This window comes from Microbacterium sp. NRRL B-14842, from assembly GCF_050470785.1.
Map to the genome: position 1 here is coordinate 1439691 of NZ_JBFLUM010000001.1, position 13998 is coordinate 1453688.

The 13998-nt window shown below is 70.8% G+C and carries 13 protein-coding genes and 1 tRNA gene; 5 read left to right on the plus strand and 9 right to left on the minus strand.

The window, feature by feature from the left end; genetic code table 11:
• Window positions 1-19: 19 nt before the first annotated feature.
• Window positions 20-868, plus strand: a complete 849-nt coding sequence (locus tag AB1285_RS07210; RefSeq protein WP_292795165.1) for a PAC2 family protein — start codon at window positions 20-22, stop codon at window positions 866-868.
• Window positions 869-880: 12 nt separating this feature from the next.
• Here the strand turns inward: AB1285_RS07210 and AB1285_RS07215 are convergent, their stop codons facing one another.
• Together AB1285_RS07215 and AB1285_RS07220 are read right to left on the minus strand one after the other, a co-directional pair.
• Complete coding sequence (locus AB1285_RS07215; protein WP_136052801.1) at window positions 881-1711, minus strand: undecaprenyl-diphosphate phosphatase; 831 nt, start codon at window positions 1709-1711, stop codon at window positions 881-883.
• Window positions 1712-1758: 47 nt separating this feature from the next.
• Window positions 1759-3054: a M20/M25/M40 family metallo-hydrolase gene (locus tag AB1285_RS07220; protein WP_370428550.1), complete on the minus strand. Its 1296-nt coding sequence runs from the start codon at window positions 3052-3054 to the stop codon at window positions 1759-1761.
• Window positions 3055-3167: 113 nt separating this feature from the next.
• Between AB1285_RS07220 and AB1285_RS07225 the strand changes: the two genes are divergently transcribed.
• Window positions 3168-3250 (plus strand) — tRNA-Leu (locus tag AB1285_RS07225).
• Window positions 3251-3352: 102 nt separating this feature from the next.
• Here the strand turns inward: AB1285_RS07225 and AB1285_RS07230 are convergent.
• Entirely contained in the window at window positions 3353-4450 is a 1098-nt protein-coding gene (locus AB1285_RS07230; protein WP_370428549.1) for a VIT1/CCC1 transporter family protein, read from the minus strand.
• Window positions 4451-4580: 130 nt separating this feature from the next.
• Complete coding sequence (locus AB1285_RS07235) at window positions 4581-6323, minus strand: DEAD/DEAH box helicase (protein WP_187664054.1); 1743 nt, start codon at window positions 6321-6323, stop codon at window positions 4581-4583.
• Window positions 6324-6469: 146 nt separating this feature from the next.
• Here AB1285_RS07235 and AB1285_RS07240 point away from each other — a divergent pair, with 146 nt between their 5' ends.
• Window positions 6470-7297, plus strand: coding sequence for an SGNH/GDSL hydrolase family protein (locus AB1285_RS07240; protein ID WP_370428548.1), 828 nt, complete (start codon window positions 6470-6472; stop codon window positions 7295-7297).
• Between the two features lie 9 nt (window positions 7298-7306).
• On the opposite strand, the gene AB1285_RS07245 is transcribed toward AB1285_RS07240, so the two are convergent.
• Complete coding sequence (locus AB1285_RS07245; protein ID WP_370428547.1) at window positions 7307-8113, minus strand: TrmH family RNA methyltransferase; 807 nt, start codon at window positions 8111-8113, stop codon at window positions 7307-7309.
• Window positions 8114-8178: 65 nt separating this feature from the next.
• On the opposite strand from AB1285_RS07245, the gene AB1285_RS07250 reads away from it, so the two are divergent.
• Window positions 8179-9018: a Sir2 family NAD-dependent protein deacetylase gene (locus tag AB1285_RS07250; protein ID WP_268776330.1), complete on the plus strand. Its 840-nt coding sequence runs from the start codon at window positions 8179-8181 to the stop codon at window positions 9016-9018.
• The gene (locus AB1285_RS07255; RefSeq protein WP_060922608.1) at window positions 9015-9602 is read left to right on the plus strand and encodes a histidine phosphatase family protein; all 588 of its coding nucleotides are present in this window, start codon (window positions 9015-9017) and stop codon (window positions 9600-9602) included. The genes AB1285_RS07250 and AB1285_RS07255 overlap by 4 nt, the downstream gene beginning before the upstream one ends.
• Before the next feature lie 8 nt (window positions 9603-9610).
• Here AB1285_RS07255 and AB1285_RS07260 read toward each other — a convergent pair whose 3' ends face one another.
• From AB1285_RS07260 to AB1285_RS07275, 4 genes are read right to left on the minus strand one after another with little or no spacing between them, the layout of a single operon-like run.
• Window positions 9611-10417, minus strand: coding sequence for an HpcH/HpaI aldolase/citrate lyase family protein (locus AB1285_RS07260; RefSeq protein WP_370428546.1), 807 nt, complete (start codon window positions 10415-10417; stop codon window positions 9611-9613).
• On the minus strand, window positions 10414-10902 hold the full coding sequence (locus AB1285_RS07265; RefSeq protein WP_370428545.1) for a MaoC family dehydratase: 489 nt from the start codon (window positions 10900-10902) through the stop codon (window positions 10414-10416). The genes AB1285_RS07260 and AB1285_RS07265 overlap by 4 nt, the downstream gene beginning before the upstream one ends.
• A gap of 9 nt (window positions 10903-10911) precedes the next feature.
• Window positions 10912-12060 carry an acyl-CoA dehydrogenase family protein gene (locus tag AB1285_RS07270; protein ID WP_187664149.1) on the minus strand — a complete coding sequence of 383 codons (1149 nt, stop codon included), beginning with the start codon at window positions 12058-12060 and terminating at the stop codon, window positions 10912-10914.
• Window positions 12060-13994, minus strand: coding sequence for an acetyl/propionyl/methylcrotonyl-CoA carboxylase subunit alpha (locus AB1285_RS07275; RefSeq protein WP_370428544.1), 1935 nt, complete (start codon window positions 13992-13994; stop codon window positions 12060-12062). The genes AB1285_RS07270 and AB1285_RS07275 overlap by 1 nt, the downstream gene beginning before the upstream one ends.
• Window positions 13995-13998 lie beyond the last annotated feature (4 nt).

Here is a 13998-nt window from a genome sequence, read left to right on the forward strand (position 1 = left end):
ACCTCGAAGGGAGCACGGCATGGACGTTCTCGGTTCACGCATCATCATCGCCGCCTTCGACGGCTGGAACGACGCCGGTGAGGCCGCGACCGGAGCCGTCGGCGCGCTGCAGGCGGCGGGCGGCTACGACCTCGTGCACTCGGTCGATCCGGAGCTCTACTTCGACTACCAGTACACCCGGCCGGCGACCCGACTCGATGCCGAGGGACGCCGTCAGATGACGTGGCCCGAGGCCGGGCTGTGGCGCCCGCGTTATCCGGGCCCCGGCCCCGAGTTCTGGCTGCTCACCGGTGCCGAGCCCGCGCGCACCTGGCAGGCGTTCGCGTCCGAGTTCATCGACGTCGCCCTGCGCGACGACATCACCGGCTTCGTGACCCTCGGCGCCATGCTCTCCGACGTCCCGCATACCCGCCCGATCTCGATCTTCGCGTCGAGCCAGAACGAGCAGGTCCGCGAGGCACACGCCCTGGAGCGGTCGGTGTACGAGGGCCCCGTCGGCATCCTCACCGTGCTCGAGCACTTCGCCGAGAACGCGGGGATCCCCTCCGTGAGCCTCTGGGCGAGCGTCCCGCACTACGTCGCCTCGGCCGCCCCGTCGCCGAAGGTCACCCTCGCGCTTCTCGACCGTCTCGAGGAGCTGACCGGTGTGGATGTGGACCGCCGGCACCTCCGCACGGAAGCCGCGGCCTGGGAGGCGTCGATCGATGCCGCCGCGTCCGAGGACGAGGAGATGGCGGAGTACATCCGGCAGCTGGAGCGGACGCGCGACACGTGGGACTCCCCCGACGCCTCGGGAGACGCGATCGCCCAGGCCTTCGAGCGCTATCTGCGACGCCGCGACGACGGCCGCGGCGACCGCAAGCGCTGAACGGGGCTCGGCTCAGGCCGAGGCGGGGATGACGCCCATCGCGAGCAGCACGAGCAGCACGCCGCCGAGCAGGATCCGGTAGATCACGAACGGCAGGAAGCTGCGCTTCGAGATCCAGTTCATGAAGAACGCGATCACGCCCAGTGCGACGACGAAGGCGACGCCCGTCGCGGCCACCGTGTCGCCGAGCGAGAAGAAGGACGGCTCGCCCCAGCTCTTGAACAGCTGGTAGAAGCCGCTGCCGAACACGGCAGGGATGGCGAGCAGGAAGGCGTACCGGGCGGCGGCGGCGCGCTCGTAGCCGAGGAAGAGACCCATGGTGATCGTGCCGCCGGACCGCGAGACGCCGGGGATGAGGGCGAGTGCCTGGGCGAGCCCGAAGGCGATGCCGTGCGGGTAGGTCAGGTCGTCGAGCTTCCGGCGCTTGGCCCCGACGTGATCGGCGATGCCCAGGAGGATGCCGAACACGATGAGCATGATCGCCACGATCCAGAGTGACCGGAAGACGGTCTCGATCTGATCCTGGAAGAGCAGCCCGAGCAGCACGATCGGGATGCTGCCGATGATGATGAGCCATCCCATGCGCGCGTCCGGGTCGTTCCGGGGCACCTTCCCGGCGAGCGACCGGAACCACTGGGAGATGATGCGGACGATGTCCCGCCAGAAGAACACCACGACGGCGGCCTCCGTGCCGATCTGCGTGATGGCGGTGAACGCCGCGCCCGGATCTTCTCCGGACGGCAGGAACGTCCCGACGACACGCAGATGGGCGCTGGAGGAGATCGGCAGGAACTCGGTGAGACCCTGGACGATTCCCAGGATCAGTGCTTCGAGCAGGTGCATGGAGAGGCCTTCGTCTTTCGGGACGGCACGGAGCGCGTGGACGCCGCTCAGTACGTGCGCAGCAGATCGGCCAGCACCCGCTGACCGAAGACAAGTGAGTCTACGGGCACCCGCTCGTCGACTCCGTGGAACATCCCGGTGAAGTCGAGATCGGCCGGCAGACGCAGCGGGGCGAAGCCGTAACCGGTGATGCCGAGAGTGGCCAGCGCCTTGTTGTCGGTCCCGGCTCCCAGGAGATACGGGATGACCGGTACGCCGGGGTCGTGCCGACCCAGGGCTGCCACCATCGCGTCGACGAGCTCCCCCGCGAACGGCGTCTCCATGCCGATGTCGCGCACCACGGTCTCGATCCGGATGTCGTCGCCGACGATGCGCTGGAGCTCGGCGAGCACGTCGTCCTCGGTCCCGGGGATCACCCGGACGTCGATCAGCGCCTCGGCGCGCTCCGGGATGACGTTGTGCTTGTAGCCGGCGGTGAGGGCCGTCGGGTTGGTCGTCGTGCGGAACGTCGACCGCAGGAAGGCTTCTGCCGGACCGGCCGCGGCGGCGAGGGCGTCGGGGTCGTCGGCGCTCCGGCCGCTCAACGCACTCAGACCCTCGAGCAGCGCCTCCGTCGTCGGCGTGAGCCGGACCGGCCACCGCGTGCGGCCGATGGCGGCCACCGCCTCGGCGAGTTTCGTGACGGCGTTGTCGTCGTGCAGGCGACTGCCGTGTCCCGCTCGGCCGGTGGCGACGAGGCGGATCCAGATCAGGGCCTTCTCCCCCACCTGCAGCAGGTACGCCCGGCGGTCGTCCACCGAGATCGAGTAGCCGCCGACCTCGCTGATGGCCGCCGTCGCGCCGACGAACCACTCCGGACGATCCTTCACGACGAGCGCGGAGCCCTCCACGCCGCCGTTCTCCTCATCGGCGAAGAAGGCCAGGATGAGGTCACGCTCCGGCTGCTCCCCCGCGCGCAGGATGTCCGCCACGGCGGTGAGGATCATCGCGTCCATGTTCTTCATGTCGACCGCGCCGCGGCCCCACAGCATGCCGTCCTGCACCGTGCCGGCGAACGGATCCACCGTCCAGTCCTCGGCGACCGCAGGCACGACGTCCAGGTGGCCGTGCACGACGAGAGCCGGCTTGGTGCGATCGCGCCCCGGGACACGTGCCATGACGTTCGTGCGCCGCGGGATGGGCTCGTGGTACTCGACCTCGAGTCCCAGCTCCTCCAGGTACGCGCCGACGTACTCGGCGGCTTCCCGCTCCCCCTTCGCGTTGCCGCCGCCGTAGTTGGAGGTGTCGAAGCGGATGAGGTCGCTCGCGACGCGGGCGACCTCCGGCAGGGAGGATTCGGTCATGGACTCAGGCTATCGAAACCGCATGCCACGCCCGGGCGTCACGCTCGGTTCGAGACGCCTCCGAGAACGTGCTAATCTCATTCTTCGGTCGGCAACGATCAAATCCAACACCTGCGCGGGTGGCGGAATGGTAGACGCGCTAGCTTGAGGTGCTAGTGCCCGATAGGGCGTGGGGGTTCAAGTCCCCCTCCGCGCACAGAGAGCGAAGGCCCCGGATCCACGGATCCGGGGCCTTCGTCGTTTCCCGTGCGTCGCGGTGGGGCGCTGCGGTCCCGCACGCGGCGGGACCACAGCGCCGTCACACCGCGCCGACGCCGAAGAGCAGGCCCAGCGCGTAGGTCACCGCCGCCGCGCCGAACCCGATGGCGAGCTGCCGAAGGGCGCGACGGAGGGGCGGGCCACCGGAGAGCACGCCGACCATCGCTCCCGTGCTGAGCAGAGCGATGCCGACCAGCACGAGCGCGAGGACGATCGCCGCGGTGCCCTCCATGCCGAAGATCCACGGCAGGACGGGGATGATCGCGCCGGAGGCGAAGAGGAGGAAGCTGGAGATCGCGGCCGTCCAGTCGCTGCCGACGACCTCGTGGGCGTCCGCACCCTGGATGCTCACGGGCCCCGTGGCCGCCCGTCGGACACCCTCCTGCGCCGCCTGGACGATGCGGCGGGCCCTGGCCAGCGACTCGCCCTGGTCCATGCCGCGGGCGCGGTACACGAGCGCGAGCTCGTTCTCGTCGATGTCGAGGTCGGCGGCGGCCGCCGCCGCATCCTCGTTCGCCTCGGTCGCGGTGAGGAGTTCCCGCTGCGACCGCACCGACACGAACTCCCCCGCACCCATGGACAGCGCACCGGCGAGGAGCCCGGCGATGCCGCTGAACAGGACGAAGCCCGAGCTCACGCCGGTGGCGCCGATGCCGAGCACGAGCGCGAGGTTGCTGACCAGGCCGTCGTTCGCGCCGAAGACGGCAGCGCGGAAGGAACCGGAGAGGCGCCGACGCCCGCGTGCGGCGAGACCGCGGACGACCTCGTGGTGGACCTTCTCGTCTGCCCGCATGGCAGGGGTGGCCCAGCGCTCGGCGTCGTACGGAGAGCGGGCCTCGGCACTCTGGGCGAGGGCGAGGACGAAGATCGAGCCGAAGCGTCCGGCCATCCACCCCAGGAGGCGCGAGCGGACCCCCGCCCGCGGCAGGCGGGCCGGTTCTCCGCCCAGCAGATCGAGCCAGTGCTTCTCATGCCGGCGCTCGGCCTCGGCGAGCCCGAGCAGGATCGCCCGTTCCTCCCCCGACCGGCGGGACGCGAGGCGCTGGTACACGGCGCCCTCCGCCCGTTCCTCGACGAGATAGCGAGCCCAGCGCCGTCGATCGGCGGCCGTGGAATCGGCTGCGGCAGGGGCTGTCATGGAACCTCCAGGTGTCACCGTGCCCGGCGTCCGGGCAACCGTTCCACGCTATCCGCGCGGTGTCGCACAGGCCGCGTCCTGGCACGGATTGCCAGCATTTCGGGGATCCGAAGCAGCGACCGGACCTCGCTCAGGAGCGGACGCGTTTGCGCAGCACCTCGATGCGGGACTGCAGCTGCGTCACGGTCGCCTGCGCCACCGCCGGTCCGCCGCAGATGCGACGGAGTTCGGCATGCACAGCACCGTGCGGCTGGCCCGACTGCCGCGCGTAAAGGCCCACCAGGCTGTTCAGGAGCTGGCGCTGTTCGCGCAGGGTGCGATGCAGCGGCGCAGGGAGCGTCGTCGTCTGCGTCGGCTCTGCCTGGGCCTCCCGCACCTCGCGGTGCCGGGACTGCCGCGCCTGCCGCTGCATGAGGAGCTCGTGGACGTGCTCGGGTTCGAGGAGACCCGGGAAGCCGATGAACTCCTCCTCCTCCGGCGTGTTCGGCTCCGCGAGCTGGCCGAACTCCTTGCCGTCGAACACCATGCGATCGAAGTGGGCGACGGAGGAGATCGCCTGGTAGCTGAACTCCTGGGTCAGCGCGTCGGAGGCCTCGTCCTCACGGTTCGCGCTCTCCAGGAGTGAATCCTCCAGACCGTCGTCATCCTTGGACTGCCGATCCAGCGCGTGGTCGCGCTGCTTCTCCATCTCGTTCGCGAGCTTCATCAGCACGGGGACGTGCGGGAGGAAGACGCTCGCCGCCTCACCTCGACGACGGGCGCGGACGAAGCGGCCGATGGCCTGGGCGAAGAACAGCGGAGTGGACGAGGAGGTCGCGTAGACGCCCACCGCGAGCCGCGGCACGTCGACGCCCTCCGACACCATGCGCACCGCGACCATCCACCGGGCGGTGCCTTCGGAGAACTTCTCGATCCGCTCGGAGGCGGTGGCGTCGTCGGACAGCACGATCGTCGGCTGCTCGCGCGTGATGCTGTGCAGGATCTTGGCGTAGGCCCTGGCGACGGTCTGATCCGTCGCCAGCACGAGTCCGCCGGCATCCGGGATGTGGTGTCTGATCTCGGTCAGACGGCGGTCAGCCGCCGAGAGCACCGCCGGCATCCAGTCGCCCTCGGGATCCAGCGCCGTGCGCCAGGCCTGCGACGTGACGTCCTTCGTGTTGTCCTGTCCCAGATGGGTCTCGAGCTCGTCGCCGGCACTCGTCCGCCACCGCATCTTCCCCGCGTACATGTGGAAGAGCACGGGGCGGACGACGCCGTCCGCAAGGGCACGCCCGTAGCCATAGGCGTAGTCGGTGCTGGAGACCCGCGCCCCCGACTCATCAGGGAGGTACTCCACGAAGGGGATCGGCGCCGTGTCGCTCCGGAACGGGGTCCCGGACAGCAACAGTCGACGCTTCGCCGGCCCGTAGGCGTCGCGGATCGCGTCACCCCAGCTCAGCGCGTCGCCGCCGTGGTGCACCTCATCGAGGATGACCAGGGTCTTCGCGTCCTCCGTGAGGTGGCGGTGCACCGAGGACTTCGCCGCGACCTGCGCGTACGTGACCACGACGCCGTGATAGTGCCGCGCCGGTGCCCAGTCGCTGTTGCGGAAGCGCGGGTCGAGCCGGATGTGCACGCGGGCGGCGGCGTCGGCCCACTGGGTCTTGAGGTGCTCCGTCGGAGCCACGACGATGACCCGGTTCACCTCCCCCATGCGCATCAGCTCGACCGCGAGGGTGAGCGCGAAGGTGGTCTTGCCGGCGCCCGGTGTGGCGGCCACGAGGAAGTCGCGCTGGTCGGCCTGGAAGTACGCATCCAGAGCCTCCTGCTGCCATGCCCGCAGCTTGTTCGCCGTTCCCCACGGGGCGCGCTGAGGGAAGGACGGAGAGAGCATCGACTCCACGATAATCGCTCCCACCGACACCGGGGCATCCGCCGGGGCGCCGCGCGCGTCCTCCCTCGGGAGCGGCGGCACGGGTAGGCTCGGTCACTGCGCGGCGGTCACCACCGTGCGCGCACGCGTTGGCGAAGGAGAGTCGGATGAGCGATCAGGAATCGACCAGGACCCCGTACGTCGCGAACGAGACCCCGCACCCGTGGCGACGGTTCGTCGCGATCGGCGACTCGTTCACGGAGGGCATCGGCGACCCGGACCCGGCGGCCCCGGGTGGACACCGCGGCTGGGCCGACCGCGTCGCGGAGGTGCTCGCCCAGCAGGTGGACGACTTCGCCTACGCCAACCTCGCCGTCCGAGGGAAGCTCATCGCGCAGATCGTCGCCGATCAGATCGAACCCGCCGTCGCGCTCCGCCCCGACCTCATCTCGATCTGCGCCGGCGGCAACGACGTCATCCGCCCCGGCACCGACCCGGACGCCATCGCCGCGCAGCTCGAAGACGCGGTGGCACGGGTGTCCTCCACCGGTGCAGCCGTGATCCTCTTCACGGGCATCGACACCGGATTCACGCCGGTGTTCCGTCCGTTCCGCGGCAAGGTCGCGATCTACAACGAGAACATCCGCGCGATCGCGGAGCGGCACGACTGCATCGTCGCGGACCAGTGGGCGCTGAAGGTCGTGCAGGACGCACGCTTCTTCGACGATGACCGCCTGCACTACAACGCCCTCGGCCACCACGAGGTCGCGCGGATGGTGCTCCGCGCCCTCAACGTGCCGAACGACCTCGAGGCCATGCAGCCGGAACCGCTGCCGCTGCGTACCTGGCGTGCCGCCCGCGGCGAAGACCTCGGCTGGGCGCGGGAGCACCTCGTGCCCTGGGTGCTCCGCCGTCTGCGGCACCAGTCGTCGGGGGATCACATCGCGGCGAAGCGCCCAGAGCCCTCCCCGGTCATCTTCCCGGGCAAGGAGTGACACGCGCCCTCACTCCGCGGGAGCGAGGGCCCACAGTGCCACGGCGGCCGCCGAGGCCACGTTGAGCGAATCCACGCCGCCGGCCATCGGGATCGTGACCACGGTGTCCGCGCTGTCGAGAGCAGTCGGCGTGAGTCCGTCTCCTTCGGCGCCGAGGAGCAGCGCCACCTTCTCCGGCCGCTGCGCTGCGTAGACCCGGAGATCCACCGCCGCGTCGCTGAGAGCGAGGGCGGCGATGTCGAAACCCTCGTCACGGAGGGCGCCCACGGCCGCCTCCCAGTCGTCGATCCGGGTCCAGGGCACCTGGAAGACCGTGCCCATGCTCACCCGCACGCTCCGGCGGTACAGCGGATCGGCGCACCGCGGAGAGACCAGCACCGCATCCGCCCCCAACCCGGCGGCGGCACGGAAGGCCGCACCGACGTTGGTGTGATCGCCGAGGTCCTCCAGCACCAGCACCAGACGTGCGTCGCGTACCACCTCCGCGACCGGCGCCAGAGCCGGGCGGTGCATCGCGGCGAGGGCCCCTCGGTGCACCTGATAACCGGTGACCTGTTCCGCGACCTCGTCCGGGACCACGAGCACCGGCACGCCGCGCTTCCCGATGATCCGGCCGACCTCGTCGACGCGCCGGGCCGAGACGAGCACCGATCGGGCTTCGTGCCCGGCGGTCAGCGCGCGCTCGATCACCTTGGCGGTCTCGGCGATGTAGAGTCCCTCCGCGGGCTCTCGCACGGCGCGGAGGGCGGTATCGGTGAGGCCGCGATAGTCGTCCAGCCGCGGGTCGTCGATGTCGGTCACATGCTGGAGGTCCACCGCTCCACTCTGCCATCCCGGTTCTCGTCCACCCCACGCCCCGTAGACTCGACCGAGGAGGTCCTGTGAGCGTGACGAACACCGCCGAGCCGTCGGCAGAGCTCTCCCACGCCGCCGACCTGCTGCGCGGCAAGCGGATCGCCCTCCTCACCGGAGCCGGCATCTCCACCGACTCGGGCATCCCCGCCTACCGCGGCGAGGGCGCGCGCACGCGCAGCAATCCCATGACGATCCAGACGTACCTCGGCGACGAGGCCGCGCGTCGTCGCTACTGGGTCGGCGGTCATCTCGGCTGGCGGGCGTTCGCGCAGGCGGCGCCCAATCCCGGCCATCGCGCCCTCGCGGAGATGGAGTCCAGAGGCGTCGTCTCGGGCGTCATCACGCAGAACGTCGACGGCCTGCACCTCCGCGCGGGAAGCTCACACGTCATCGAAGTGCACGGCACCATGCGCCGGGTGCTCTGCCTGCACTGCGGCCAGGTGTTCGATCGTCGCGACATCGCCGTGCAGATCGAGGAGCGCAATCCCTGGATCACCGTCCCCGAGAACGTGGCCCTGGCCCCGGACGGCGACGTGCTGCCGGAGAGCACCGCGGGCTTCCTCGTCCCGACCTGCACGGTCTGTGACGGCATGCTCAAGCCCGACGTGGTGTTCTTCGGCGAGTACGTGCCGCAGGACCGCTTCCGCGCCGCGGAGTCGCTGCTCCGCTCTAGCGATGCGCTCATCGTCGCCGGCTCCTCGCTCGTCGTGAATTCCGGCGTGCGCCTCGTGAACCGTGCGCGTCGGCGTGGCATCCCTCTGATCATCGTCAATCGCGAGCCGACCCGCGCGGACGCCTGGGCCGATGTCACCATCGCCGCCGGCACCAGCGACGTGCTCCCCGCCCTCCAGGAGATGCTCTCGTGACCTATCTCACTCTCATCCGCCACGGTCAGACCGACTGGAACCTCGCCCGCCGCATCCAGGGGTCGACCGACATCCCGCTGAACGAGACGGGGCGCGAGGACGCACGGTGGGCGGCGGAGAAGCTCGCCGGCACGACGCACCATGCCGTCTACACGAGCCCGCTCGTGCGAGCGAGCGAGACCGCCGGCATCATCGCGGAGCGCCTGGGGCTGGAGATCGCGGGCGTGGTCCCCGACATCCGGGAACGGGAGTTCGGCGACGGCGAGGGCATGCTCGTTCCCGACTACATCTCGACCTACGGCGACTGGCACGCGGAGGTGCCCGGGGCGGAATCGCTGCACGAGGTCGGCGTCCGTGCCATCGCCGCGCTGCACCGGATCGCACGGGACGCGCGACGGAGGTCGGCGCCGCAGGCCGAGTCCGTGCTCGTCGTGACCCACGGGGGCGTGATCCGCGCCGTCATCGACCACGTCTCCGGCGGCACGCTCCCCCGCGACGGTGAGGTGCTGCGCAACGGCTCCGCGCACCGGTTCGTCGCCGCACCCGGCTACCTCCGCCTGCTGGAGGAGACGCCCGTCCTCTGACGGGACGGTCAGCCGGCGCGGGAGACCACGGCGCGCGCGTGGCGCAGGACGGGCTCGTCCACCATACGCCCCTGGAAGCGGAACACACCCCGTTCCTCCGCCGCTGCCGCGAGGACCGCATGTGCCCAGGCCACGATCTCGGGATCCGGTGCGTACGCGGCTCGGATCACCTCGACCTGACTCGGATGGATGCAGGCCGTCGCACGGAACCCCGAGGCCGCCGCGTCCCTCGCCTCCTGCTCCAGCCCTGCCGTGTCGGCGATGTCGACATGCACGGCGTCGATCGCCGCCTTGCCGTAGGCGCCGGCCTCCAGCAGCACCCGGGAACGGGCGTAGCGGGCGATGTCCCGGTACCTGCCCTCGTCGTTCCGGGATGACGTGCCGCCGAGCGAGGCCACCAGATCCTCCGCTCCCCACATCAGTCCGGCGACCGTCGGATGCGCGGCGATGTCGGGCGCCGCATGGATCCCGCGCGCCGTCTCGCACAGCGCGAGGAGCGAGTAGTCCGCGCCGAAGGCGTCCAGACTCTCCGCGCTCTCCGTCTTCGCCACCATCACGGTCCGGAAGGGCGACCGTGCCAGGGCCTCGAGGTCGTCAGCGAAGGCCGCGGAGTCCGGGGCGTTCACCCGCACGATGACGCGCGCGGGATCGAGGTCAGCGGCGACGACGTTCTTCCGGGCCTCGGCCTTCGCAGCCGGCAGGACGGCGTCCTCCAGGTCGAGGATCACGGCATCGGCGCGCTCCTGCGCCTTCGCGAAGCGCTCGGGGCGGTCCGCCGGGCAGAAAAGCAGGGCAGGACCGAGCTCGAAGGTCATACCGCCTCCCCTTCCGGCCGGCAGCGCACGAGCACCATGCGGACGGCCGTCGCGACCACCGTGCCGTCCTGATTGCGTCCGGTGTGCGCGATCTGCACGACGCCCTGACCGGGGCGGGACGACGAGAGCCGCTTATCGACGACGACGCTCTCGGTCGTGAGCGTGTCACCGGCGAACAGCGGATGCGGGAAGGCGATGTCGCCGAGGCCGAGCTGCGCCACCAGCGTCCCCTGCGTGAGCTGGGCGACGGAGGAGCCCACCATCGTCGACAGCGTCCACATGGAGTTCATGAGGCGCGCGTGGAAGGGCTCCTGGGCATCGGCGAACGCGGCGTCCAGGTGCAGCGCCTGGGTGTTCATCGTCAGGGTCGTGAAGAGGACGTTGTCCGCCTCCGTAGCCGTGCGACCGGGGCGGTGCACGTACCGGACGTCGGTCTCGAACTCCTCGTAGTACAGGCCGCGCTGCACGATCTCGCGCATGGTCATGCCTCCACGCTACCGGGCGAGTCCGAGCGCCCTGGCGATCACGAGAAGCTGGACCTCGGTGGTCCCCTCGCCGATCTCCAGGATCTTGGAGTCGCGATAGTGGCGCGCCACCGGGAACTCGTTCATGAAGCCGTTGCCTCCGAAGATCTGCGTGGCGTCGCGAGCGTTGTCCATCGCGGCCTCCCCGGCGACGAGCTTCGCGATCGCCGCCTGCTCGGCGAACGCCTCTCCCGCGTCGCGGAGACGGGCGGCGTGGTGCCAGGCGAGTCGTGCCGTGTGGACGCGGGCTCGCATGCGCGCCAGGGTGAACTGGGCGTTCTGCCGCGTGCTGAGGGCGCTGCCGAAGATGGTGCGGCTCTTGGCGTAGTCGACCGCCGCCTCCAGGCAGCCCTCCGCCGCACCGGTCGAGAGGGCGGCGATCGCGATGCGCCCCTCGTCCAGGATGCTGAGGAAGTTCCGGAAGCCGCTCCCCCGCTCGCCGAGGAGGTTGCCCGCCGGCACCCGCGCCCCGTCGAACGTCAGCGGATGCGTGTCCGAGGCGTTCCAGCCCACCTTGTCGTAGGGCGGCTCGACCGTGAACCCCGGCGTTCCGTTCGGGACGATGATCGTGGAGATCTCCTTGCGCCCCTCGTTCTGACCGGTGACGGCGGTGACCGTCACGAACCGTGTGATCGGGGTGCCCGAGTTCGTGATGAACTGCTTGGAGCCGTCGATCACCCATTCGTCGCCGTCGAGCCGCGCTGTCGTCCGCGTCGCCCCGGCATCGCTCCCCGCCTCGGGTTCCGTGAGTCCGAACCCGGCGAGGGCACGACCGGCGAGGAGATCCGGCAGCAGCTCGCGCTTCTGCTCCTCGGTGCCGAAGCGGAAGACGGGCATCGCCCCGAGGCTCACGCCGGCCTCGAGGGTGATCGCGATCGACTGGTCGACTCGTCCCAGAGCCTCGATGGCGAGGCCGAGCGCCATGTAGTCGCCGCCCTGCCCGCCGTACTCCTCGGGGAAGGGCAGCCCGAAGAGGCCGAGCTCGCCCATCTGCCGCACGACATCCATCGAGAGCGTGTGGGTGCGATCCGCCTCGTAGGACTGCGGGGCGACCACCGTGTCGGCGAATTCGCGTGCCATCGCGGCGAGTTCGCGCTCCTCTTCGGTGAGATCGTGCATCATCGGTCCTCCTCCGTCATCGACACGCGGGCGACCGGTTGATCGCGCCGCACCTGATCGCCCACCGCGACAAGCATCCGCACCACGCCGTCGTGCGGCGCGAGCACGGGGTGCTCCATCTTCATCGCCTCGATAGACACGAGGGGCTCACCCGCGCGGACCGCCGCACCGTCGTCGACGTGGACCGCCACGACACCTCCCGGCATGGGGGCGCGCGCCTCGGGCTCGGTGGCGCGGGCCTCCCGCTCCGCGGCGGCGAGTCGCCTCCGCATCCGGCCGCGGCGATCCCGGGGGCGGAGCCGCAGCGTCCGCCCGTCTTCGCAGACCCATATCGCGCCCTCGGCATCGCGGGCCGCGCACACGCGGTCGGACGGGGGCAGCGTCGGTGTCGTGCGTACGATCTCGTCGTCGTCGGTGAGCAGGGTGAACGGTTCGGGCGCGTGCGGTGCTGCCCCCAGACGCCACCCGGGGAGGGACCGCCACAGCGGTCCGGCGCCGCCCGGTGATGCGGCGGTCTCGCGACGAGCGTCCACCAGTCCGGCAGCTGCCGCGACCTGCGCCGCCGACGGGCTCATCGGCTCGAGCGGGAGCAGGGTGTCGATGAGACCGGTGTCGAGGTCGCCCTCGAGCACGCGACGGTCCCGGAGGAGCCGGCGCAGGAACGCGATGTTCGTCTCCACTCCCAGCACCACGGTGCGGGCGAGGGCATCGTCGAGTCGCTGCAGCGCTGTCGCCCTGTCCTCCGCCCACGCGATGATCTTCGCGATCATCGGGTCGTAGAACCCGCTCACCACGCTCCCGGATTCCACGGCCGCGTCCACGCGGACACCGGAAGGCGGGTCGAAGAGCAGCACGGTGCCGGTCGACGGCAGGAACCCGCGCTCCGGCGACTCGGCGTACACACGGGCCTCGACGGCATGCCCGGTCGTCCGGGGTGCGACGTCGAGCGGCTGTCCGTCGGCCATGCGGAGCTGGAGTGCGACGAGGTCGAGTCCGGTGACCTCCTCGGTCACCGGGTGCTCCACCTGCAGCCGGGTGTTCATCTCGATGAAGAAGACGTCGTCGGGAGCATCGGCGTCGACGAGGAACTCCACGGTCCCCGCTCCGACGTAGGCGACGCTCTCCGCGGCGCGCACGGCTGCCGCGAGCAGCCGGTCGCGGGTCGCGGGCGGGATCCCGGCGGACGGCGCCTCCTCGATCACCTTCTGGTGACGACGCTGGAGCGTGCACTCGCGCTCGCCGAGCGCCACGACGGTGCCGTACGCATCGCCGAACACCTGCACCTCGATGTGACGCGGTCGGCGGATGAGACGCTCCAGGATGAGCGCATCGTCGCCGAAGGCGGATGCCGCGACGCGTCGGGCTGAGCTGAGCGCGCCGGGAAGACCCGCGCTGTCGACGACGACCTCCATACCCTTCCCACCCCCGCCGGCACTCGGCTTGACGAGGAGCGGGAACCCGACCGCCTCCGCCTCCTCGCGGATCTCCGCATCCGAGAGGCCCCTGGCGTCGAACCCTGGCACCACCGGCACGCCGCTGCGGCTCACATGCTCACGGGCTCGCGCCTTGTCTCCCATGATCTGGAGTGCTTCGACCGTCGGGCCGATGAACACGATGCCGCTCTCCGCACAGGCCTCCGCGAGCCCGACGCTCTCGGAGAGGAATCCGTAGCCGGGATGCACGGCCTCCGCTCCGGAAGCGCGGGCCGCGGCGATGACGGCGTCGATGTCGAGGTAGGACTCCGCGGCCGGCGCCGGCCCGATCCGCACGGCGGCGTCCGCCTCGCGGACGTGTGGCGCGTCGACGTCTGCATCGCTGTAGACCGCGATGCTGCGGATGCCGAGGCCGCGGAGGGTCCGGATGATGCGGCGCGCGATCTCGCCGCGGTTCGCGACGAGGACCGAGGAGAACGAGAGGGAAGGCGAGTGCGACATGGGG